Source organism: Candidatus Syntrophocurvum alkaliphilum (genome assembly GCF_009734445.1).
Taxonomy (GTDB): Bacteria; Bacillota; Syntrophomonadia; order Syntrophomonadales; family Syntrophomonadaceae; genus Syntrophocurvum; species Syntrophocurvum alkaliphilum.
Map to the genome: position 1 here is coordinate 939,902 of NZ_CP046457.1, position 23,558 is coordinate 963,459.

19 protein-coding genes and 1 other annotated feature are annotated in these 23,558 nt (G+C 33.4%); of the genes, 1 reads left to right on the forward strand and 18 read right to left on the reverse strand.

All coding sequences use genetic code 11. From position 1 onward, the window contains the following. Position 1 precedes the first annotated feature (1 nt). The 17 genes from casA to SYNTR_RS04710 form a co-directional block, all read right to left on the reverse strand. Entirely contained in the window at positions 2–1,627 is a 1,626-nt protein-coding gene (gene casA, locus SYNTR_RS04625) for a type I-E CRISPR-associated protein Cse1/CasA (protein ID WP_156203428.1), read from the reverse strand. After that, complete coding sequence (gene cas3 / locus SYNTR_RS04630; protein ID WP_197079202.1) at positions 1,620–4,406, reverse strand: CRISPR-associated helicase Cas3'; 2,787 nt, start codon at positions 4,404–4,406, stop codon at positions 1,620–1,622. Before cas3 ends, casA begins: the two co-directional genes overlap by 8 nt. A gap of 1,010 nt (positions 4,407–5,416) precedes the next feature. After that, positions 5,417–6,667: a 23S rRNA (uracil(1939)-C(5))-methyltransferase RlmD gene (gene rlmD / locus SYNTR_RS04640; RefSeq protein ID WP_156203430.1), complete on the reverse strand. Its 1,251-nt coding sequence runs from the start codon at positions 6,665–6,667 to the stop codon at positions 5,417–5,419. Between the two features lie 85 nt (positions 6,668–6,752). Further along, positions 6,753–7,346: an indolepyruvate oxidoreductase subunit beta gene (locus SYNTR_RS04645; RefSeq protein WP_156203431.1), complete on the reverse strand. Its 594-nt coding sequence runs from the start codon at positions 7,344–7,346 to the stop codon at positions 6,753–6,755. 3 nt (positions 7,347–7,349) lie between these two features. Continuing rightward, positions 7,350–9,089 (reverse strand): indolepyruvate ferredoxin oxidoreductase subunit alpha, encoded by a 1,740-nt coding sequence (gene iorA / locus SYNTR_RS04650; protein ID WP_156203432.1) that lies wholly within the window; start codon positions 9,087–9,089, stop codon positions 7,350–7,352. A gap of 144 nt (positions 9,090–9,233) precedes the next feature. Beyond that, on the reverse strand, positions 9,234–9,770 hold the full coding sequence (yyaC, locus tag SYNTR_RS04655) for a spore protease YyaC (protein ID WP_156203433.1): 537 nt from the start codon (positions 9,768–9,770) through the stop codon (positions 9,234–9,236). A 10-nt stretch (positions 9,771–9,780) separates the two neighbouring features. Next, positions 9,781–10,884 (reverse strand): histidinol-phosphate transaminase, encoded by a 1,104-nt coding sequence (gene hisC / locus SYNTR_RS04660; protein WP_156203434.1) that lies wholly within the window; start codon positions 10,882–10,884, stop codon positions 9,781–9,783. 13 nt (positions 10,885–10,897) lie between these two features. After that, on the reverse strand, positions 10,898–12,199 hold the full coding sequence (locus SYNTR_RS04665) for a phenylacetate--CoA ligase family protein (RefSeq protein WP_156203435.1): 1,302 nt from the start codon (positions 12,197–12,199) through the stop codon (positions 10,898–10,900). A 32-nt stretch (positions 12,200–12,231) separates the two neighbouring features. Then, positions 12,232–13,776 carry a sodium:solute symporter family transporter gene (locus tag SYNTR_RS04670; protein ID WP_156203436.1) on the reverse strand — a complete coding sequence of 515 codons (1,545 nt, stop codon included), beginning with the start codon at positions 13,774–13,776 and terminating at the stop codon, positions 12,232–12,234. Positions 13,777–13,844: 68 nt separating this feature from the next. Beyond that, positions 13,845–14,675, reverse strand: coding sequence for a polyamine aminopropyltransferase (gene speE, locus SYNTR_RS04675; protein ID WP_156203437.1), 831 nt, complete (start codon positions 14,673–14,675; stop codon positions 13,845–13,847). A gap of 22 nt (positions 14,676–14,697) precedes the next feature. After that, entirely contained in the window at positions 14,698–14,997 is a 300-nt protein-coding gene (locus SYNTR_RS04680; RefSeq protein WP_156203438.1) for a hypothetical protein, read from the reverse strand. Then, a complete protein-coding gene (locus tag SYNTR_RS04685) occupies positions 14,997–16,358 on the reverse strand; it encodes a replicative DNA helicase (RefSeq protein ID WP_156203439.1) in 1,362 nt (453 codons plus the stop codon). The genes SYNTR_RS04680 and SYNTR_RS04685 overlap by 1 nt, the downstream gene beginning before the upstream one ends. A 50-nt stretch (positions 16,359–16,408) precedes the next feature. After that, entirely contained in the window at positions 16,409–17,578 is a 1,170-nt protein-coding gene (locus SYNTR_RS04690) for a DnaD domain-containing protein (RefSeq protein WP_156203440.1), read from the reverse strand. Positions 17,579–17,796: 218 nt separating this feature from the next. Then, the gene (locus SYNTR_RS04695) at positions 17,797–19,365 is read right to left on the reverse strand and encodes an MBL fold metallo-hydrolase RNA specificity domain-containing protein (protein ID WP_156203441.1); all 1,569 of its coding nucleotides are present in this window, start codon (positions 19,363–19,365) and stop codon (positions 17,797–17,799) included. 34 nt (positions 19,366–19,399) lie between these two features. Further along, positions 19,400–19,876: a hypothetical protein gene (locus SYNTR_RS04700; RefSeq protein WP_156203442.1), complete on the reverse strand. Its 477-nt coding sequence runs from the start codon at positions 19,874–19,876 to the stop codon at positions 19,400–19,402. 146 nt (positions 19,877–20,022) lie between these two features. Further along, a complete protein-coding gene (locus SYNTR_RS04705; RefSeq protein WP_156203443.1) occupies positions 20,023–21,195 on the reverse strand; it encodes an aminotransferase class I/II-fold pyridoxal phosphate-dependent enzyme in 1,173 nt (390 codons plus the stop codon). Then, on the reverse strand, positions 21,192–21,680 hold the full coding sequence (locus SYNTR_RS04710; protein ID WP_156203444.1) for an Lrp/AsnC family transcriptional regulator: 489 nt from the start codon (positions 21,678–21,680) through the stop codon (positions 21,192–21,194). The genes SYNTR_RS04705 and SYNTR_RS04710 overlap by 4 nt, the downstream gene beginning before the upstream one ends. A 47-nt stretch (positions 21,681–21,727) precedes the next feature. Beyond that, positions 21,728–21,923: a binding site (T-box leader), on the reverse strand. A 143-nt stretch (positions 21,924–22,066) separates the two neighbouring features. On the opposite strand from SYNTR_RS04710, the gene SYNTR_RS04715 reads away from it, so the two are divergent. Further along, positions 22,067–22,291: a hypothetical protein gene (locus SYNTR_RS04715; RefSeq protein WP_156203445.1), complete on the forward strand. Its 225-nt coding sequence runs from the start codon at positions 22,067–22,069 to the stop codon at positions 22,289–22,291. 51 nt (positions 22,292–22,342) lie between these two features. Here SYNTR_RS04715 and SYNTR_RS04720 read toward each other — a convergent pair whose 3' ends face one another. Further along, on the reverse strand, positions 22,343–23,494 hold the full coding sequence (locus SYNTR_RS04720) for an alkaline phosphatase family protein (RefSeq protein WP_156203446.1): 1,152 nt from the start codon (positions 23,492–23,494) through the stop codon (positions 22,343–22,345). Positions 23,495–23,558: the final 64 nt, after the last annotated feature.

The window sequence follows — 23,558 nt, forward strand, 5'->3', positions numbered from 1 at the left end:
TTCAGTCCTCCTTCTTGTACAGTCTGTTTAGTGTTTCTCTATTGGAAGTTTGGTAGAGAAAACGGTTATAAGCTTCTGGTGCTGTGTAGCGATATTCCTTTCCGGTTCTTTCGTCTTTTTCAACACGTCCAGCAAATGCCTGGGGGCCAGACTTGTTTACCATTTCTTTGCCCAAATCTTGAATAATTCCTTTTGCCTGTTCCCACCACTGACTGCAAAGTTCATCTTTTTTATCATCGTCTTTATGCGGGTCAATACTTGCCAACCATCGGCGGAAGGGTTGGTTGATTCGGTAATAGGCCTGCTCCTTGGCGGCATTTCTTGGTCCGTTGATTTCAGCATTACCAGATGCCTTGACCAAATTTCGGGCTAACTGTCCTACTTGGTCCACCAGCCTATCCGTTGTTTCTATCTCACCGATGATTCGGTTCACCCAGCTTTCTCCCAAGTCTGTAAGTAATTCTCCGCTAAAAGTAATGGAATCACTAAATACATCGTCAGCAAAGAAATCTTTATCTCCATATTTAACAGCTGCTGTCATAAAGTGAAAGTGTGTACGCGAAATCAATTGCTCTCCCTTTAAACGTGCAAGCCAAGAGATAATCCCGGGTGTACGGTTGCCTTCACTTTGTCCAGTCAACACTGAAAAGTCACGCCATAGTTGCCGTGAAGGATCATGCCGTTTGGGATTATATTCGGGAGGGCCTGTTTTCTTTTTGGATGCATTTCGCCACAAAGTCATTTGCTCCATCAAAGCGTTTTCTTTTGGAAAGAAATCGCCTCCCAATAGTTCACAACCCACAACTTTATCTTCATGACGCTTGAGACACAAACGTCTGGACTGCAATGTCAGAAGAGCAGAAGGATTATCCGGTATAGTTATTTCTCTGCGTTCTTCGCTTTTAACTTTTTCACTTTCCCAAACAGGCGCTTCTTCTCCCCATAATTCATCACCACCATTCTTCAGAAAAACTAGATTTAGAGTAAGTGTTTCAAACAAGTTTTTTCCCACTGCTGTAATTAAACCCAGTTTCCCAAGCCATCCTGCTCCAGGGCTAGGCAAACCCTTTTGCGTCGGTTTTGCAGCTGTGTCATCAAATGCGTTTATGTAAATCAACCACCGGGCTGCTTCTGAATATTGTAAAGCTAGCTTCTGACTTCCTGCTCGCTGTGGAAACAAACGACTTTTATTATTACTCTCAGATAATTCGCCATTTAGTTTTGCAGCTGTATACGAAGTGGCTTTCTCTATGCCAGCCACTTGATAAAATGGGTGTTCTGGATGAAATAGATAAAATCGGTCTTCAAAATGCAACAAATACTTCTCAATGATTTCCATAGGAAAACTACCTTTATCCCAAAGTGCTTTCCACCTTTCCAAAGCTGCATATGGAGACGCTAGAGGTGCAAAATTACCGTTTATGTCGTAGCGACCAAAAACGGCATGGAGTACCGCCAGTAACAGACGCAGTATTGCTACGTCTTGGGTTGGTAGTTCTCCTGCAAGGCTTCGATGTTCCGGTGCCTTTCTAAATAGTTCGAGTATAGATACTTCCTGAGTTTCTCCCCCCTCTTTCATGACCATAATCCATGGTTCATTGAGTAAATTGAATTCTTTTTCAAGCATCCACAGCCTCCTCCTTTTCATAACTTAGTCCTTCCTGCTGATGATAAGTTAAACAATAATTTCCCAGTTTAGCTGTAAATGATTCATTAAGGATCAGAGCCAGTTCACCCTTTAACCAAGGAGATTGTTGCCATTGGGAAATTTTTATGCTGTTGTATTTTTCTAATTCTGATATGGTTTTTTCAATAGACCACGGCATGCATAAAATGTTGGGCAGACGTACTCTTTGTCTGGCTAGGGCACGTGCCAGTTCGTGGCCGGGCACTTCATATAAGGGTATCTCTCGCCCCTCCTCTGTCTCGGACAAAAAATACAAACGACCGCCGTTTTTTTCCTGAATCAGAATTACCTCTATTGACTCATCTGTATCTCTGACAGTTGCCTCACCTTGTTGTTCGGATATATCGGTGTCCATCCAGCCCACCAGGTTTTGCGGAGAATCTTGCCATGCAGGACCTATTCTAAAGTCTTTGGCTCGTTTTTCTTTGTCTGCTATCACTTCTTTCCATTTCTTTTCGGCCTCGTCATAACCATTTGCTTTTTGAGAAAGAGCGACGTTTTCGTCATACACATCCTGCACTAGTTCAGGGATGTCATTGGGAAGCGTTAACTCCTGTGGCAACAGTGCTTTCGTACGCATCAACAAATATTTGCCATAGATTATCTCAGTGGTTGATTCAAAATTTTCACCATCAACTCCCATGATAAAACATTGGGCTTTTTTAAGTTTTGATGGTCGTGCCCTTATGTGTCGATGAAGACGTCCGATGCGCTGTAACAGTAAATCTATTGGACAAAGGTCTGTGATCATCAAATCGAAATCAATATCCAAGGATTGTTCCAATATCTGAGTGCCTACTACAATCCGGAGTGCCGGGCGCTTATTCCCCGTCCCGGGTTTCCCCAGTTCCTGCATTAACACTCGCTCCTTTTCAGCTCTGTCCGGTGCAAGGAACCGGGAATGAAGCAACTTCACGTTTTCTTCTCCAAACCTAATTCTAAGTTCCTCTGCCAAGACTTGCGCTCGTTTAACGGTATTGACCAAAATCCCTACACATCCACCATCAGACAGAAGTTCCTCCAGCTTTTCCAACAATGTTTCTTCTGCGAGAAAACCCAGCTTAACATTTCGTGTTGAGCCATCAGTCGGTAATATTTCCTGCCTCACTTGAACCCCATCGGTATAGGACATTAGGGGATATCCCCTGCTTTGCGCCCATGATGGCGGTTCCTTAAAGAAGGATTTATTACCTGCCAAAGGGTCATTGGACTGTTTGGGAAGGTTATCTTCGTTAAGATAGGCATCAATCACCGACTGTCGTTTTTCTGCAGGCAAGGTGGCTGAAAGAACTATAACCGGAACGCCATAGGCTCCTAGCCAGTTTAGAGCTCTATTCAGATATTGACCCATGTAGGCATCATAAGCGTGACATTCATCAATAACAACCACCTTGTTAGCCAATCCCAAATGTCTAAGCATCAGGTGTTTTTGTTTGAGGGAAGCCAGTAAAAGTTGGTCGATGGTTCCAACAACAAAATCGGCCAACATGGATTTTTTTTGTCCTTCAAACCATTCATGCACAAGTACGCCGCCTTCTTCATCGTAATTTATATTGGTGCTGCCTTCGAATATTTTCAAAGACTGGTATTCTTCATTAAACTGTGCTTTGCCATGAGCCAGACTGATGGTGTAGCCTGCTTCCCGGTCTAGGTAGCTGATCCAACTCTTTAAGCGAGGGAAAATGCCATCAGAGGTTGCTTGGGTAGGAAGGGCAAAAAAAACACCTTGTCTATTTGTTTTTTCAGCAAATACTTCAGCACAAGCCAGAGCCGCTTCTGTTTTTCCGACTCCCATAGGAGCTTCCAATACCAATATGCCTGGAGTATTAATATCACCTGTTGCTTTTATCACAGTTTTTTGCAATCCGGTAGACACAAATCCAAAACGTTCCTGATAGAGATCGCTGTTCATCCATGTGTTATCCGCTTCCCATGGATTGGATAAAGATAGCTGTTTCCACGCCCTCTTAATGCGTTTATCCGTCTGTAAAGAGGCAATAGAATCCTCTAAGCGAATATAGGGGAAATAATCTTCATTGCTGGCAATCCAGTCTGTCATCACTAGCAGACCGCTCAACAATACCTGAGAGATCATGTTAGGATGGGGGATATCTTTCATACTTGGAAACTCAGCCAATTTTAAAGCATATTCCGTCAATTCATTCTGAACACTGGTCCAGGCTTCCTTACCTTCTTTTCCAAGATGATAATTGAACCCATAAGATTCCACACCACACGTATTTAATGTACTATGATTGGTTGGTTTTCCATGATGGGCGCCCAACACAGATGCTACATTCTTATTGCATCCGGCATTTTGTAGCAAGATTTGCGTTGCTAAAGCATGTGGCGTTTTAGCCGCGTAGGAAAACTCATGATAAGGCCTCAAAGGTACACCAGCAATCTTGAGTTTTTCTTCTATCTGTTCATCTAATTCTCGACATAGCGGGTGAGTTAATTTTACTTGAAAAACAGGCGTTGCTTTACCCAAATCATGAATCGCTGCCAAAAACACAAAAAGTTTTTCCGCCTGTTCTTCTCCTCCTGTTCCAGCACTAATTATATTTTTGACTCCTTTGGATAGCCAGCAATTCCATAGTCGTTCTGCTACCACAGCACTGTCTTTCATATGTATCATTAATGGCAACCACAACATCATCCCATCATTGTAGGATTTTTTTGCCCAAAGATTTTGAGCTGCTAAAGAAAGTTTGTTCAAATCAAACATCCCCTTGTATATAGATTTATGTCTATGGAATCAAATAGTAATTTTTAAAGATACAATCATAAATATTGTTTGTACCTTCAACCGTTTCTTTTATCTCCTGTCTAAACTCCTTATATTCTAATACCTCTAAACAATCACTTTGGTTTAAAAACCACATTTTTATTCCTTATCCAAAGAATTCGGACTCTAATATATATTTGTTGTTTTCGTCTTGTCCTATAACTTTCGCTGTTGAAAGTCGATCAAGTATTATTTCTAGTGATTTACCTCAGTATTTAAACTTTATTTTTATTAACTCACCGGTTTGCATAAACTCAACTCTTTTTCTAAATTCACTTTCTTCAAAACATTTCGTATAGGGTAAATGAAAATGCTCATTGTTTACTTTATAATTCTGAACTCTATCTAATCGAAAAATATTTGGAAATTCATAATCACTATTACATATATAAGCTATAAGGTAAAAATAGACAGTTTATTTACAGTATAATCAATGCTTTTAATCATAATCTATATAACCTCATTTATTTAATACATTGTTCTTGATAATTAGACTTCCTTGAAATATTTCCCTCATTATTATACTCTATTTACTTGGACAACAATTGTCTAAGCTTTAATTTAAATTATTTTTTACTGCCAATACTAGCATTTTAAAACTTTAAAAATACAAACCAATTTTCAGTACAGAATGGTAATTAAAAGGGTAATAAAAAAAAATTATATAATCGCAAGATGTAAATTATCAAATTAACCATATAAAAACAGCCCATATTTTATGATTAATTAGATGATAGACACTCCTTAACTGGCAAATCTCTACCTGTTTTCCATTATCCTTCTACACAAATACGCAAAACCCTCCATATATTTCCACATAAATTCCATTTTCGCGTAATTATGTACCCCCGGGGTCTAAAATATGTTCTCTCAAACAAGACTAACTACATAAATTCAGAAAACAAAAAAAGGGGCAAATTGCCCCAAAGCCTAGATATAGCCTACTCCCTCTCTATCAACACGACACACTCAACGTGGTGCGTTTGCGGAAACATATCAATTGGTTGAATAATTTTTGGGTTATAACCATTATTATTAATTACAGCTAAATCCCTAGCAAGTGTTGACGGGTTACAAGATACGTATATGATTTTATTTGGTTGCAACTCACATAATGTGTTAAGCATTTCTTTATCACATCCCGCCCTAGGTGGATCAACGATAACTGTATCATATTTTTCATTTAATTTAGGCAATACCTTTTCTACATCTCCAGCTATGAATGTGCAGTTTTTTATATTGTTTAGCTTAGCATTGTGCCTAGCATCTATTACTGCTTTTTCATATGATTCAATTCCTATTACTTTTTCAACTGAATCGGCTATATATAAAGATATAGCACCTATACCACAGTAAGCATCTAAGACGGTTTCTTCTTTTTTAAACTCACCTAATTCTTTTACTAAAGTAAATAACCTCTCTGTTTGTATATGATTTACTTGGAAGAAAGATAATGGCGATATATCGTAATTAATATTGCTAACCTTTTCTCTAATTGTTTTTTTACCTTCTAATAATTGTTCAGTTTGTTTATTAACCAAATATATTGAATCAGTATAATCTTTAAGGTAAGCAATTAGATCTTTAGGTAAAGTCACTAGTTCTTCTCCATAGAAAATAAGCATTTTGTCACCTAGACTAGTACACCTAACAATTATTTCAGTACAACCTTCTACTATAAATTTATTTAATATCATTTTAGTTTTATTACTTATTGTCTCTATTATTTCTGGTATAAGTTTACAGGTTTGTACAGGAAATAAATGATTATCATCATAACGATAGTATCCAAGCTCATAGTGAGTATTTTTAAATAGATGCCATGTTATTTTGTTTCTGTATCTCCAAGGATTTTCTAAACCTATTATAGGGTTAACAGGTATGTCTAGTTTACCTATTCGTTTAATATTATCTTCTACTACTTTTTGTTTTAGCTTTAGTTCTCTATCATAATTCACATGCTGATAGACACAACCACCACATGTATAAAAATGAGGACATAAAGGTTCTACTCTATCTTCACTGACCTTTTTTATGGTTTTAATTCTTCCTCGAGAAAATCTTTTATTTTCCGATGTTATATGAATATTTATTTCTTCTCCAGGAATTGTAAATGGTACAAAAACTGCTTTTTTATTTATTCTAGCAACCCCTTCTCCTCTATGTGTTATGCCATCAATTACACTATGCAAACAGATTCCTCCTAGAAATAAAATAGGAGCGAAATTTATTTCGCTCCCACAATTATATTATAATTTCCCTTTTTATACCACTTGCCTAGCTGGCATTAGATAATAGTTTACGTCCTTCTTCAAAAGCCTTTAAGTTTACATCTAAAGCTTTTTCAGGTACCATTTTTTTAATAGCTTTTTCAACCTCTTCAGGTGGTAAGCCTATTGCATCACTCAGCATACCTACTAAAACAACATTAGCAGATTTAATATTTCCACATTCTATTGCTAATGATGTAGCATCTACTATTTGGGTATCTGGAACTAATTGACTTATTTTATCGGTTATATTTATAGGATATTTTGCTTTACCACTCATTACTGGCAATGGATCTACTCTATCGTCATTTATTATTACTTTTCCATCTGGTTTTAAAAACCCTAGCCAACGAGCTGCTTCAATTTTTTCAAATGCAAGGATAATATCTGCATCACCTTTTTTTATAATAGGTGAATATACTTTTTCACCATAACGCACTTGAGTAACCACACTTCCGCCTCTTTGGGCCATCCCATGTACTTCTGATACTTTAACATCCTGCCCCATCTGAACAGCAACTTGAGCTAAAATTCTACTTGTTAAAAGAGTACCTTGTCCTCCAACTCCCACAATAAGAATATCTTTTATTTGTTTTTGCATCTATTATCCCTCCACTTTCTTAATGGCATCAAATTTACATACTTGTGGACATAATCCGCAACCTACACAAGTATTGCTTATTGCAGCTTTTTTATCATCTTCTATATAGTAAATTCCTGTACAACCAATTCTAGTACAAACCTTACAACCATTACATTCTTCTATATCTACATAATATTTTTCTTTACTTAGTGTATTATCTATTAATGCACACGGCCTTTTAGTAATAATTACGGAAGGTTCGTCTCGATTTAATTCGTCTTCTAAGGCTTTTTTAAGGTCATCTAGATTAAGTGGATCTACCACTTGAACATTTTCTATTCCGACCGCTTTTACTAGTAGCTCTAAATCAAGCTTTTTAGTCGGCTTGTTTTGGAGTGTTATACCTGTTGCAGGGTGATCCTGGTGTCCAGTCATTGCTGTTGTATCATTATCTAAGATTAGTACTGTAGAACTTCCTTGATTATATACAACATCTACTAATGAAGTAATACCTGAGTGAACAAAGGTTGAATCTCCAATTACAGATACAAGTTTTTTAGTAAAATCTTTTCCTCTCGCTTTTTCCATACCTAATGCAGTACCAATACTTGCACCCATACAAATACAAGCATCCATTCCATCAAGTGGACTTAATGCTCCTAGAGTGTAACAACCAATATCACCCATAACCGTAACTTTCATTCTTTTTAGTGTATAGAATACTCCTCTATGAGGACATCCAGGACACATTAATGGAGGTCTAGGTGGTATTTCATTTTGTAAATTCAAGGTATTATCTAATTCTTTGTTTTTTAATCTTTCTTCAATAAGTTCTGGACTATATTCTCCTAATACTGAAAAGTATTCTTTGCCTTTAACATCAATTCCCCATGATTTAATTTGTTCTTCAAATACAGGTTCTAGTTCTTCAACAACAATTAGAGTTTCAACCTGCTCTGCAAATGTACGAATTAGATCTTTAGGTAATGGATGAACTATACCTAGTTTTAATACTGATGCTTCTGGCATAGCTTCTTTAACATACTGATAAGCTATTCCACTAGTTATTATTCCTATTTCTTTGCTTGCCCACTCAATTTTATTTAATTCAGAGGTTTCAGCATATTCTTTTAACAGCTGCATTCTTTTTTCAACTTCTACGTGTCTTGCACGAGCATAAGCAGGTAGCATTACATATTTAGCTGCATTTTTTTGGTAATCTTTAATTTCAGGTTCAATGCATTCTCCATCTTCTACTAATGTTTGAGAATGAGATAATCTAGTAGTAACCCTAACCATAACAGGAGTATCATATTTTTCACTTATATCAAACGCTAATTTAGTATAATCCTTTGCTTCTTGTCCATCTGAAGGCTCTATTACAGGAAGTTTTGCAAATCTGCCATATCCACGATTGTCCTGCTCGTTTTGAGAGGAATGCATACCCGGATCATCAGCAGATATTAAAACTAGTCCACCAGTTACTCCAGTATATGCAAAAGTATATAAGGGATCTGCAGCCACATTTACTCCAACATGTTTCATTGTGACTAATGTTCTAGCTCCACCGATAGATGCACCACAGCCAACTTCTAAAGCAACTTTTTCATTCGGTGACCATTCAGCATAAACATCTTTATATTTGCCAAATTCTTTTAGTATTTCACTACTAGGTGTCCCAGGATATGCTGCGGCTACACTTACACCTGCTTCATAAGCACCACGAGCTATTGCTTCATTGCCTAACATTAACTTTTTCATTAATTCTCCAAACCCCTTTCGTTTCTGTTACCTGAACTTGATTATAAAAAGTCTCTTATCCGCCTAAGGACAAGAGACCAGCGGTTTTTAAAATAACTTATCTTTGTTTAATTAAAACACTACAATCTCAATTTATTTTTATTATCACACATTTACTATATCACATTGCTCAACTACATGATATATAACATTGGCCATATGATATACATTAGTTAAACTCCCATTACTATAAGGTTTTTTTTGTGTTTTAGATATAACACGTTCAGCTACAGTTCCTGTTATAGCTATATCTCCAACAGTAGGTAATCTTTTAGCTAAAGCTCTACCCGGAAAAAGACTACCTTCTCTAATTTGTATTACACCTATTTCTTCAGATCCACCAACACTAGCGTCAATTGCTATTTCTAAATTATTTTTATGTAGACTTCGTATTTTTTCTAATTCTTCACGAATATTGCCAGCATGAATAGGATGATCTAAGGTTCCATAAACATGTAATTGTGAAAAATCATAGCTTATCATTGTCCCAACCAAGGGTCCAAAGCAATCTAACAAATGTCGGTCTGTACCTATACATATAAAAACAGGTTCCATTTCAGTTTTATTTATTAATGAATTAAATGCAACTGTTAATTCATCTATCGCATTATTATCTTTATAATGTGCTTTAGCTATATACATTTAATCTTAATTATTCCTCCAATATAGCTTTTAGCGCATTTATAAGTCTTTCATTTTCTTGTTTGGTGCCAATAGTTAATCGCATATAAGTTGGGTAACCGAATATATCTCCTGTTCTAATTATAACGCCTAATTGAAGGAGTTTATTAAAAATAAATTGTATATCTTTATGCGTATCAACAAAAATAAAATTGGCTTCGGTTGGAACATAATCAAAGCCTAAATTTTTAAATTCTTTATATAGATATTGTTTGCCCTCTGAGTTTAAATTTTGGCTCTTTTTTACATGTTCATGATCATCAATAGCAGCTAAGGCTGCTACTTGTGCTAACATATTTACATTAAACGGTTCTATAACTCTTTCTATTGCCTGAGCTATTTCTTTAGTAGTAATTGCGTATCCTATCCTAAGTGCTGCAAGTCCATATATTTTAGAAAAAGTTCTTAAAACAAGTGCATTTTTGCCTTGATCTACATATTTTAAACCACTAGCGAAATTTTCTGCTTCAACATATTCTACATATGCTTCATCAAATACTACTAATACATCTTCGGGTACATTATTCATAAAATAATCCATTTCCTGTTCTGTTACTATAGTACCAGTTGGATTGTTTGGATTACATATATATACGATTTTGGTTTTATCCGTAATAGCTTGTAACATTGCTTCTAAGTCATGAGTAAAGTCTTTTAAATTAACTTTAATACACGCTGCTCCCATGATTTTAGCTGTAAATTCATATTCTACGAAAGATGGGTCAGCAAATACAACTTCATCACCTTGATTTATAAATGTTTCTGCTATAAGCTTTAATACTTCATCAGAACCATTTCCTATTATTAAGTTTTCATTCTCATAACCTAATATTTCACTAAGCCTATTTTTTAGATAAAAGCAATTACTATCTGGGTAAAAATGAAGTTGTGCAAGTGCTTTTTCAACTGCTTCAACTCCTTTTGGAGATGGACCAATTGGGTTTTCATTAGAGGCTAATTTAATTATGTCATCAATACCTAGTTCACGTTTTACTTCCTCTATTGGCTTGCCTGGCACATAAGGTTTTAAGTCAAAAATTTCTTTTCTGCCCTTTTTTTTGATAAATTCGTTCACAATTTTTACCTCCTTATTTTCTTAAATCTATTACTCTTTTCGCTTTTCCTGAAGATCTTTCTATACTATTAGGCTCTACTAATTTTATCTTTGGTGTAATTGATAATGTATTATTTAGTTGCTGTTTTAAACTTTCTTCAACTGCTTCAAGCTGTCTATAATTATCACTAAAAATATTTTCAGAAACTTCAACTCTAATCTCTATATCATCTAAAAATCCTTTTTTATAAATTATTATTTGATAATGGGGGGCTAGCCCTTCAATATTTACTAATACACTCTCTATTTGTGATGGAAATACATTTACTCCTCTAATAACTAACATGTCATCAGTTCTCCCTGTAATCTTACTCAATCTAGCTGTTGTCCTTCCACAAGCACACTGTTCATACTTTAAGGAGCTAATATCTTTTGTTCGATATCTAATAACAGGAAGAGCTTCCTTGGTTAATGTCGTAATAACCACCTCACCTTGTTCACCTGGTTTAACCGGTTGTAATGTTTCAGGGTCAATTATTTCAACTATATAATGATCCTCAGCTACATGTTGTCCACATATATGTTCACACTCACCCGAGAAACCAGGACCACCGATTTCACTTAGTCCATAGTTATCTGTAGCTAATATTCCCCAACGATTTTCTATTTCCTTTCTATATTCTTCGGAAAATGCCTCTCCACCAAAAAGACCAACTTTTAAATCTAATTCTGCTTTAGGGTCTATTCCCATTTGTTCAGCTACTTCGGAAAGATGAAGTGCATATGTTGGAGTGCTAACTAAAACTGTAGTTTTAAAGTCCTTCATTAGCATTAATTGTTTTTCAGAATTCCCTCCTGAAATAGGAATAACTGTAGCCCCAACTTTTTCTAGTCCATAATGTAAACCATGAGCACCTGTAAATAATCCGTACCCAAATGCAACTTGTGCAATATCTGATGATTTAACCCCGGCCATTGTAACCATTCTTGCAACAAGTTCAGACCATATTTGTAAATCATTTTTTGTACATCCAATAACAGTAAGTTTACCAGTAGTACCAGATGATGCATGTAGTCTAACAACTTCATTCATTGGTACACAAAACATATTAAATGGATAATTGTCTCTAAAGTCATCTTTTACTGTAAAAGGAAGTTTATTCAAGTCTTCCAAATTACTAATATCTTGTGGTGTGAAACCTACTTGATTAAATTTATCTTTATAAAGTTTAGAATTATTATATGCACGTTGTAATATATTTTTTAATTTTTCTAGCTGGAGCAACTCTAATTCTTCACGTGGCATACATTCAAATTCTCTGTTCCAAATATCCATAAATTAACTCCCCTATCTATTTTACATTATATTTAAAATCCCGAAACATTTTCATAGGCAATTTCTCCATTTTTTCTATTATATACTTCATCTAAGTGTTCCTCTGTATAATCAGGTGTAAAGTAACTTACTAATGGTACTATAGCTAATGGTATAAGCATAGCTAAAGAACCAAAGAATGGGGTTCCCCATTGAGTTAATAAAGTTAGTACTTCACCATTAATAAAAGCAGGTTGATTACTTATTATTAAATATCCCCCAACCGAAATCGCAAGCCCACTAAGCATACCTGCCCATGCTCCAGCTTTGGTTGTTTTTTCCCAAAATAGCCCATATATATATGCTGCCAAAAATGTACCTGCTACTGTCCCCCATGATAAAGCCATTAATGTAAGTATTAATGCAGGTGGATTTAAGGCAATCCAAAGTGAAAGCATTACAAAAACAACACATAACAATCTCATTATAATCATTGTACTCTTTTCGCTCATATCTTTAAATAATGAACCTTTAAGTAAATCAATTGAAACTGATGAACTTGAGGCCAATACTAATGATGATAATGTTGACATTGATGCAGATAAAACTAATATCAAAATTAGCACAGCAACTAGTTCAGGTAAGGTAGTACTTAATATATTAGGTACTAATAAGTCTGTATTTGGTACTCCATTTAATAAAGGAACACTATCAAAAAACAAACGACCTACCGAACCTACAAAATAAGCACCTCCAGTAATAATTAAAGCAAATATTGTTGATACTACTGTTGCTTTTGGTATTACTGCTTCACTTTTAATACCATAAAATTTTTGCACCATTTGTGGTAAACCCCAAGTACCTAGACTCGTTAATATTAATAATGACAATAAACCAATTATTCCTGGGGGTCCTACAGGTGCTGCTAGTTGTGGGTCAATAGCTCCTAATGACTGTAGACCAGTTGCAAAACCTCCGACTGCCTCAAAACCCACAACAAAATAGACCATTAGTGCAACACCAACGATCATTATTAATCCCTGTATAAAATCTATTAAAGTAACAGCAATATATCCACCTATAGTAAGGTAAAGTGCTGTTAATAAAGTCATTAATACTAATGCCATAACATAAGGAATTGAAAAGATTTGTTCAAAGAGATAACTTAATCCCATAAACACAGATGCCGAATATGGTACAAAAAATACAAATATGACTAGACTTGCAAATATCCTCATATTTCTTGAACCATATCTAGCCTCAAGAAATGAAGGCATTGTAAGAACATTAAGTCTGCTAGTCATCTCTCTAGTTCGAGGCGCCAATATTTTCCAAGCTAAGTATGTACCAAGTATAGAATTACCTAAAGCAATCCATAATGCAGATACACCATAATTCCAACCAACACTTCCAGCAAAACCAATTAATAATACAGCTGAAAAATACGCAGTACCAAAAGAAAATGCAGAAATCCATGGTCCTACTGATCTATTACCCACTACAAAATCATCAATTGTTTTCGTCTTGCTCCGAGTATATAAACTCAATCCTACAATTAGAGCAATATAAAACGATATCATAACAACTTTTAAAAACATTCCCATCCTCCCATACAACAATTATTTAGTTTTAGCACGCCGCTTGCGAGAAAAACATTCCTACCATACTACCTAATCATTTGATTTATAAATGGTGGTAGTGCAAAAGCTGCCTTATGCACACTCTCACTATAGTATTTTAACCCAGATATATAGTTCTTGTCATTAGGTAAATTTTCTGGATTATACTTTTTTGAACCAATAGTAAATGACCATGGGCCACTAACATAAGTAGGAATAGTAGCTAAATAAACATATACATTTGAAAAAATTGCTGACATGTTTTTATGAACTGATTTAAAAATATCTTCATAAAAAATAGGTGATTCTGATTGTACTACTACTAAACCATCATCATTTAAACAATTGCTTATGTCTTTGTAAAATTCTTTGCTAAACAATCCAACTGCTGGCCCAATAGGATCTGATGAATCAACAATTGCTACATCATATTTGTTTAGAGTATTCTTGACAAATTGCATTCCATCTTTTGTGTGTAAATTCGATCTAAAATCATCAAATCCACTAGCAATTTGAGGAAAAAACACTTTGCTATTTTCAACTACCCTATCATCAATCTCTACCATATCTACATGAATTACTGAATCATATTTTAAGACTTCTCTTAATACCCCGCCATCTCCACCACCAATTATCAATACTTTTTGTGGATTAGGATGGGTTTTCATAACTACATGAGTAATTATTTCATGATAAATAAATTCATCTTTTTCTGTAGTTTGGAACATACCATCTAGCACAAGAGCTTTTCCCCACTCAACCGTATCAACTATTGCTAGATCTTGAAATTTTGTAGTTTCTTCATGTACTATTTTCTTTATTTTCCAATTAACACCATAGCCATCAGTATGATTTTCATAAAACCAATAATTGCCCATTTGTTTCTTACACCTTCCTGTTTTATTTTTCTATTAATTCTTTAATGATTTGTATATTTATACTGTATGACTCCTTATCTCTAAAATCAGTACTTAATAATGTTGATTTAATTATTTCATTAGTTTCATCATCTAGATCTGTATGCCACCACTTTTTTAAAACATCTATTATTTCTACATTATCTTTTTGTATTATTATTTCTAAGATATTTAATAAAAAAATCATCTCTTCTTCCTGTATTGCACCTTTATAATAAATGCGAGCTATCATGCTTGCAGTCTCATCATATAATTTCATTAGTTTTTGCTCGTTTTGTATCATTACAAAGCTATCCTCTCTGCATCTCTCATAATTTGCTTTTGTAATTCAAAAGTAATTGGTATCATTACTCCACTTCTTCCATCTCTATTTTTATCTATTGTTATAAAATAGTTCGGATTTACATATTTTTGTAGTTCTTCATCTTCTTCTATAACCTCTTTCGGAATAGGACCTAGTTTTAACATAAGGTCACATTCGTTTTTCATTCTTTTGGCTCCTTGTAGTGATCCATCAGGATTTAATTGTACTAAGCACATAACTGTTATATTAAGGTTTTGTGCTAACATCTTCTGAGTTTTAACTATTTGCTCTAATATTTGCCATTCTTGTAATTTTGGATCTTGTTTATCCATCCTACCTATGTAATCTATTATCATCATTGATATATCTTTTTGAGCTTTAAATTTGCGTGCTACTGATATCGTTTTTTCCGGAGTAAGATTAGGACAAGGATATGAGTAGAAACCACTTTCTCTAAGACGAGAATAGGCATTAATAATCCTAGAAAGTTCGGTTTCATTAATTTCTCCTTTACGAATACGATCATGTTCAATATTTGATAAAATAGAACCCCAGCGTAACGCAATCTGTTCTCTACTCATTTCGGTATTAAGATAAAGAACATTCTGTTGTGACTCAACTGCTATAGCTTTAGCTGTATGTAAAGCAAAGGCTGTTTTTCCATGCCCTGTTTGTGCACCTAATATTATTAAGTCACCTTGTTTATAACCTAGTGTAATATTATTCAAACTATCAAACCCTGTTGGTAGGCCTTCTAAAGGCAAAACACCTTTATTTAACTCTTTTATTTCTTTATATTTAATAAACCTTTTTTCTACCTCATCATAACCTAATTTTGCTAATTCACTCGGTGTATCAATATGATCATCAATTTCTAAAGCTGTTAAATTTGTCAACTCTTCTTCTGCAGACATTAATAATTGTTCAACATCTTGTTCTTGCTCTTCACTTAAAATTTGGTAACTTTTACGTAAAAACCTCTCAAACCTTCTTAATTTAGATTTATCCTTAACTTTTTTAATCCAGTATTTTATATTTTCATCATCAATATAATGCTCAGATATATATTTTAATTCTTCAATATCCCTTGGATTAGTAAATATTCCTAAGCTATGACCTTCTTTAAGTAATTCTACATATGTTGGTTTTGTTTCTCTTTCAAATAAACTGCTTATTAATTCAAAAATAGTTGTATGTTTAGGTGAGTAAAAATCAAATGATTGCAAATTGTTATATGCTTCTATACATGCTTCTTCAGAGTGAATCATTGAAGATAAAACCCTACGTTCACTCTCAAGATCATATAAAAAGTCTTGAATTAAACTCTCTTCAACTGCCATAAAAAACACCATCCCCAAAAATAAAACCGAGGTTATTTACCTCGGTTTTATTATACATTACTTTTTATATCATCTAAAGGTACAGGTTTAACATAGATTTCATATTCATCCTTATTACTTCTCTGGTTTTCTTTTTTTATGTTTGCAGTAGATGATTTTTCACGTTTGTTTTTATTTTTAAAATCTTGAAACTCCTTTTCAGCTTCTTCAATAGATCTTATTTCTTTTTTCAACCAGTTGTTTAACACACTATCTATATATTCTAGACCTCCATTTTTGGTGCGCTGACACATTATTTCCCCAGCTTTCATTATCATGGAATGTGTAAAGCCCCAATCATATCGCCATTTATAGTAAATTCTTTTTCTAGCTTCAGCTATCATATCGATACCAGTAAAGCTTCCAAACTCTTGTATATCAGGATCAAATTTGTTATTACGTATAATTGTATTTTTCTCATTATCAACATATTTATTAAAATAAAGCTCTAATCCTTCTACACTTTGTATTGAATATTCTACTAAATCCTTTGCTATATTAGTAATTTCTTTGGGATTATAAATTTCTCTTTCAAAACATAGTTCTAACATACATAAAAGGTATTCAGGGGTAAGTGACATTTCTTGTAACCATTTTTTTAATTCATTGCTCATTTTAACACTCATTAGATTGCCAGTCTTTTTAGATATGAAATCAGCAACTTTTTTATAATTATTATCTGAATTACCTAATGTTTCTGTATAAGCAATTTTTTTGTTTCTTTCTTCTTCAAGCTCGTTTTCTAATTGCTTAATTTTTTCTAAATATTCTATTTTTTCATCATCTTTAGTCTTTTCATTTTGAACAAAAGATAATTGGGGGTGATCCCTAGTTATTATTTCTTCTAATTTTTCTAATAAAGGCTCTAATTGTACTTTTTTATCTGTAAAGTTTTTCGAACCTTCTTCTATAATATCTATTATATTCTGATTACTAAATTTTAATAATCTTCTAGATAGTTTGTTTTTTGTTAAAGTAGGACAACATTGAAGAATTTGACCTGTTGTAATACCTCTTTCAAATAATGGTTTAGACTTCACTTCATGTGCATATAAAATCGCAGCTAAAACTCCTATATCTTCCATATCTAAGTCTAATTCTTTCGAATAAGTAAATAATACCCCAGGTACATGAGCATAGCCCCAACGGAATATTTCTAGTAAAGCTGAAGTAGAGTGCATATATTATCTAGCCTCCAAAAACAAAGTAAAGAAATTATAGCATTTAGTTATTTATAACAACAAACATATAAATTAAAGTATTATTTAAAAAAGATTATTAATAATACAATATTCTTCTTATTTTTAAACGTAGTGGTCTAATAATTCAAAACAGGTAAAATTTAAGACTTGACTGGTTTGAATTGCCATATAATAAGGAATCATTATTTTAGAAAAATTTATTTTATAGTTGAATCTATTTTTTTAAGTGTTTCTATTAATTCGTTATAAGATGAATTTTCCCAACCTGATTTATATAAATTGTGTAGTTTCAACTTAATATCTAAATAAAGCTTTTCAGCTTCAATAGCTCTATCAATGTTTTGATCATATGGTCTAATTTTATCTTTAGTATTTAATTCATATTCATCAAGCCAATCTGGGATATATACACATGTGTTTATTTCACTTTTAATTAGATCTGCAAGTGCTATTTGACTATTTTCCTCTCCATGAACTAGGAAAACAGCATGTGGTGGGACTCTAAAGTTTTTAAGCCAAGCTAAAATTCCAGCCTTATCAGCATGTGCTGAATACGCTTCTAAACTAAAAATATCAGCCTTTACCGCTACATTTTCACCATGAATTCTGACTAATTTTTCTCCATCAACAATTTTTCTACCTAATGTACCCTGTGCTTGAAAACCTACAAATAAAATAGTTGATTCTGGACGCCAAAGATTATGCTTTAAATGATGTTTTATACGTCCTGCTTCACACATTCCACTTGCCGAAATAATAATTGCATTTTTTTCTATATTATTAAGCTGCATCGATTCTTCTGTTGTTTTAGTAAATTTAAGATTAGGTGTTTTTAATGGATGATTTCCGCTTTCTAATAACTGTCGAGTACTATCATCATAATACTCAATACTTTTTTGAAAAATTTGTGTAGCTGCAATTGCTAATGGGCTATCTACACATATGTCAATATTTGGGTTTAGTTGACCTTTTTTATATAAATGATTTAAATCATATAACAGGTCTTGTGTTCTCTCAACTGCAAATGCAGGAATTATTAAATTCCCACCTTTTTGCATAGTATAATCTATAACCTCTATTAAATTATCAACCCTTGAGTAATTGCCTTTGTGTAACCGGTTGCCATAAGTTGATTCTACTACAACATAATCAGCGTTTTCTATAATAGTTGGATCCTTAACAATGGGTTGGTTGTTATTTCCTAAATCACCAGTAAATACGATTTTTGTTTTCTTTTCTTCTTCTTCTATCCATAACTCAATAATGCTAGAACCTAATATATGCCCCGCATCTCTCAAGCGCATCTCTATGTTATCAGATACTTGTATTGATTCATCTAAACTCAATGATCTAAACTGAGCAAGGCATTTTCTTGCATCATCAGCAGTATATATTGGCTCTAAAAGTAATTTACCTGCTCTTTTTAATTTGCGGTTTTTTCTTTGAACTTCCATTTCTTGAATATATCCTGAATCAGGAAGCATAACCGATACTAAATCCTCAGTAGCATGACTACAATATATTGGTCCTGTAAAGCCTTGTTTGCATAATTTAGGGATTAAACCTGAGTGATCAATATGAGCATGGCTTAAGATTAAAAAATCTAAAGTTTTTGGATTAATTATAAAATCTTGATAATTACGTTCTTTTATTTCTTTTGAACCTTGAAATAGGCCACAATCAACACCAAATTTTATATCCTTTGTTTCAATAACAAAAAAAGAACCAGTAACTGTTTTAGCTGCTCCATAAAATTTTATTTTCATAAATGTAGGCCTCCATTTAATTTGTTACCTACAATTATACAGCAACTATTTTTCTAGCGTCCTTATTTTTTGCAAATTTATTAAAGCCTTCTGAAAAATCAACTACTTCTAACCTAATTAGGTGGCAATTTTTAATATCTATTGCTCGTTTAATATTAAAAAAACTATTTCTACCAAACTCTTTTACTAACTCATGACTATCTAAATCCTCTATTAATTCAGAATACTTATTATGAACCTGTTCAAAAACACCATAATAGATTTCTTTAATTTGACCTACTCTTTTCTCTACTTGACTAATATCAAATTCTTCTCTTTCTACTATATAAAGTAAATGACGTATTAAATTATGTATTATTTGGTTTTGAAAAACAGCATGCATTACCTCTCTTTTATATTGTTTGCACAAAAGATACCTTGTGTAATCTTTTAGTTCCTTTTGTCCAGTTGGACTAAGTGTGTGATAACTATTTAATAATTGAATGTCTTCTGCTGTAATATCCCCCATCATAAAAAAACCCCCTTAAGTTTTTTCTTCTTCTTAAGGAGGTTCAATTATTAATATTAAATTCCTTTAATTAATTATCGTATAATTACCGTTTAATTCATGAGTATTCGAGATTATTTTTTCATGCTCGATTAGTTTTTTGTGATTTTTTACTTTATATGTCGAATGCAAAAATTGGACATTCTTTCTAGAGCTTGTTCTATGTTTGACACACTAGCGGCATAACAGCATCTTATAAAACCTTCGCCACTCTCTCCAAATGCATTACCCGGTACAACAGCAACTTGTTCCTCTATTAACAATTTTTCGCAAAATTCTTCACTGGTCATTCCAGTTTTTTGTATTGAAGGAAAACAATAGAATGCACCCTTAGGTTCAAAACATGTTAACCCCATTTCATTAAATTCGGACACAATGATTTTTCTACGATAGTTGTAATCTTCAACCATTTTCCTCATTTCCCCTTCACCATGACGCAAAGCTTCTAATGCAGCTTTTTGAGCCATTATTGGGGCACACATAATTGTATATTGATGTATTTTGGTCATTGCTCCAATTATGTCTGGATGTCCACAAGCATAACCAATTCGCCATCCCGTCATAGCATATGCTTTTGAAAAACCATTTAAGACAACAGTTCTCTCTTGCATTCCAGGTAATGATGCTATGGACACATGTTTGCCATTATATGTTAATTCTGAGTATATCTCATCTGATATTACTATTAAATCATTTTTCACAATAATATCTACTAAAGCTTCAAGGTCTTCTTTATGCATAATTCCACCAGTCGGATTGTTAGGATAACCTAAAATTAAAACTTTACTTTTGTCTGTAATTTTACTTTCCAATACATCTGGCCTTAATCTATATTCATCTTCATCATAAGTAGGTAAGCTAACCGGTTCGCCATAAGATAATGAAGCACCAGGGCCATAACACACATAAGATGGGTCAGGTATTAAAACCTCATCACCAGGCTCAATTAAACTGCGAAGAGCAATATCAACACCTTCGCTTACACCTACTGTAACTAAAATTTCATCTTCTGGATTATATTCTATTCCTATGCCCTTTTTCATATATTTTGCTATTTCTTCTCTTAGCTCAAGTAATCCACTATTAGAAGTATACATTGTATAACCTTGCTCTAAAGAGTGAAAACAAGCTTCTCTAATATGCCAAGGTGTAGCATAATCTGGTTCACCAACACCTAATGAAATAACTCCTTCTGTTTGAGAGACTAAGTCAAAAAACTTGCGTATTCCTGATGGAGGTATTGATTTAACGGTATTAGAAATATATTTTTGCATACTGCTCATGGGCTAACCACCAACCTTTTATCTTCTTCTGGTTCATCAAAAAGATAACCATCTTTTTTATAAGTTTTTAAAATAAAATGAGTTACTGTACTTTGAACATGTTCAAGTGTTGATAATTTTTGAGAAACAAAATTTGCTACATCTTTCATATTTTCTCCGAAAACAACTACAGAAAGATCGTAAGTTCCACTCATCAAATTTACACTTCTCACTTCGGGAAAGCGATAAATTCTTTCTGCTATGCTGTTAAATCCAACTTCTCTTTGTGGAATAACTTTAACATCAATCATAGCAGTGACCCCTTCGCCATCAACTTTTTCCCAATTAATTATAGTATTATAACCAAGTATCACTTTATCTTGCTCAAGTTGCTTAATAATAAAATTAATTTTTTCTTCACTCTCATCAAGCATTATCGCAAGATTCTTCGCTGTTAGTTGACTATTGTTTTCAATTAATTTTAGTATTTCTTTTTCTAATTCCATTAGGCTACCTCCTTTATGCTATTAAATATAAAAAAACTCTCTATCCCTAAAGGGACGAGAGTTATTCCCGCGGTACCACCCTAATTGAACAATGCCCAACTTAAACCAATAACGGCTGGTTACCGTCCGGCTTATTCACCGGCACTCACAGGTGGCATTCATCAAAGTACTGTTGCCGGTTTTCAGCTACCCCAGCTCTCTGGAAACAGTTCCTATGATTACTAGTCTGTTCATCGTTTTACATTTAAGATTTGTATTATCCTATCACTATCAGAAGAAACAGTCAAGTTATTAAAAATATTATCTACAAAAGTAAAGTTTTTCAAGAACTATTTTTCAAATTAATGCATATTATTACTCTAGAATTTTATTTGGAGGTGCTTTATATGTTTACAGCAGGTAAATTATCGTTTGAGGAAGAAAAAGTTGCAAAGAGAGTAGAAACTTATTTTAAATCAAAAGAAATGACCCTCCATGAAAAACTATTTAATGCTATGTTAATTGCTCAACACGATTTGGAAGCACATAACTTCGCTAATGAAGATGAGCGAATGAAAATAATTCACTTTAAGAAAGTTGTAGACAGCTTGTTAAAAAAAATTCATGTCTAAAAACAACAAGGCAGACTAGAAACATCATGTTTCCCTGCCTTGACATATCTGTTATTTAAATAATAAAAACTTTCTTTTTAACCATTTATATTCAATTAGATATCCAATACCCATCACCAAAATAACAAAAGCAAAAATGCCTCTTTCAGTCCATATTTGGGCTTTTAATTTTGCAATAGTCTGTTCCTTTTCACCAAAAAAATCAAATATGCTTTCTTTTTCTTCTTTTATTGAATTTAATTGTCTAATTGTTCTGTCTAGTTCATCTGCAATTTTATAATATTGTACCCAGTTATTTATCCTATCTTGTTGCAACTGTTCTATCCATTTTGAATTAACTTCTTTTTGAGTATCTTCTGATACAACATAGGTATTATATAAAGCAATACCTCGTGAATTATAAGGTTTTTCTAAACCAATATAACTGGCTATAGTTGGTGCAACATCAATTATTAATGATCCTTCAATTTTGGTATTACTTTTAGTATTTGGTCCCACTATAATTAATGGCACGTAATCACTTGGAGATGAGCTCCTAGAAGAAGTTAATATTATTAGTGATTTTGAATAATAACCACCATCTTTTAAGCGTTTTAAAAAAACGGCTAATTGATTATCTAAATCTTTCCATTCTTCATAATACTCATCTTGATCAACTTTTAATAAAGCCTCTTTGCACCCACTAAGATATGCATAGTTAAAAAATGTTTTCTCTTTCACAAAATTATCATAGAGAGTGTCTAGTACTTCTTTATTAGACGCAGATTCATCAAGTTCAATGTATTTTTTGTGACCATGATCAAAAGATTTTAGTTTTCCACCAGAACCATCTACAATCATAATTGACTTTTGGTTCTTTTTTAAAACATCTAGTAATGATTCTACCTCAACCTTATCATTTGCTGTTAAATGCTTGTGGTGATTTGGAAATACTCCTGTTAATAGGGATGCCTCTCCAGCTTCTAAAGTATCTGCACGAACAGCCATTGCTTTTTCATCAAATGCTCCTGTTTGAGCAAAATAATCAATATTAGGTGTTGACATACTAACATATCCTTCATAATTCAAGCCATCAACACTTATTAAAAATACATTATTTATTGGTTTATCAGTATTTGCAGAAACTTCATTTGGTATAAAAATAATAAATATAAATATAATACAACATATAAGGACTTTAATTTTATTTTTAATAGAAAGCATAATTAATCCCTCCTAAACTCTTTACCAAATTTATATTTTAGGAGGGATACGTTTATGTCAATAT

Coding starts and splice junctions, on each gene's coding strand:
- casA (WP_156203428.1), bottom strand. CDS start 1,627: ATGCTTGAAAAAGAATTCAATTTACTCAATGAACCATGGATTATGGTC.
- SYNTR_RS04720 (WP_156203446.1), bottom strand. CDS start 23,494: ATGCTTTCTATTAAAAATAAAATTAAAGTCCTTATATGTTGTATTATA.
- SYNTR_RS04705 (WP_156203443.1), bottom strand. CDS start 21,195: ATGAGCAGTATGCAAAAATATATTTCTAATACCGTTAAATCAATACCT.
- SYNTR_RS04665 (WP_156203435.1), bottom strand. CDS start 12,199: ATGGATATTTGGAACAGAGAATTTGAATGTATGCCACGTGAAGAATTA.
- SYNTR_RS04695 (WP_156203441.1), bottom strand. CDS start 19,365: ATGAAAATAAAATTTTATGGAGCAGCTAAAACAGTTACTGGTTCTTTT.
- SYNTR_RS04715 (WP_156203445.1), top strand. CDS start 22,067: ATGTTTACAGCAGGTAAATTATCGTTTGAGGAAGAAAAAGTTGCAAAG.
- SYNTR_RS04645 (WP_156203431.1), bottom strand. CDS start 7,346: ATGCAAAAACAAATAAAAGATATTCTTATTGTGGGAGTTGGAGGACAA.
- yyaC (WP_156203433.1), bottom strand. CDS start 9,770: ATGTATATAGCTAAAGCACATTATAAAGATAATAATGCGATAGATGAA.
- SYNTR_RS04670 (WP_156203436.1), bottom strand. CDS start 13,776: ATGTTTTTAAAAGTTGTTATGATATCGTTTTATATTGCTCTAATTGTA.
- SYNTR_RS04680 (WP_156203438.1), bottom strand. CDS start 14,997: ATGATACAAAACGAGCAAAAACTAATGAAATTATATGATGAGACTGCA.
- SYNTR_RS04700 (WP_156203442.1), bottom strand. CDS start 19,876: ATGATGGGGGATATTACAGCAGAAGACATTCAATTATTAAATAGTTAT.
- speE (WP_156203437.1), bottom strand. CDS start 14,675: ATGGGCAATTATTGGTTTTATGAAAATCATACTGATGGCTATGGTGTT.
- iorA (WP_156203432.1), bottom strand. CDS start 9,089: ATGAAAAAGTTAATGTTAGGCAATGAAGCAATAGCTCGTGGTGCTTAT.
- SYNTR_RS04690 (WP_156203440.1), bottom strand. CDS start 17,578: ATGCACTCTACTTCAGCTTTACTAGAAATATTCCGTTGGGGCTATGCT.
- SYNTR_RS04685 (WP_156203439.1), bottom strand. CDS start 16,358: ATGGCAGTTGAAGAGAGTTTAATTCAAGACTTTTTATATGATCTTGAG.
- SYNTR_RS04710 (WP_156203444.1), bottom strand. CDS start 21,680: ATGGAATTAGAAAAAGAAATACTAAAATTAATTGAAAACAATAGTCAA.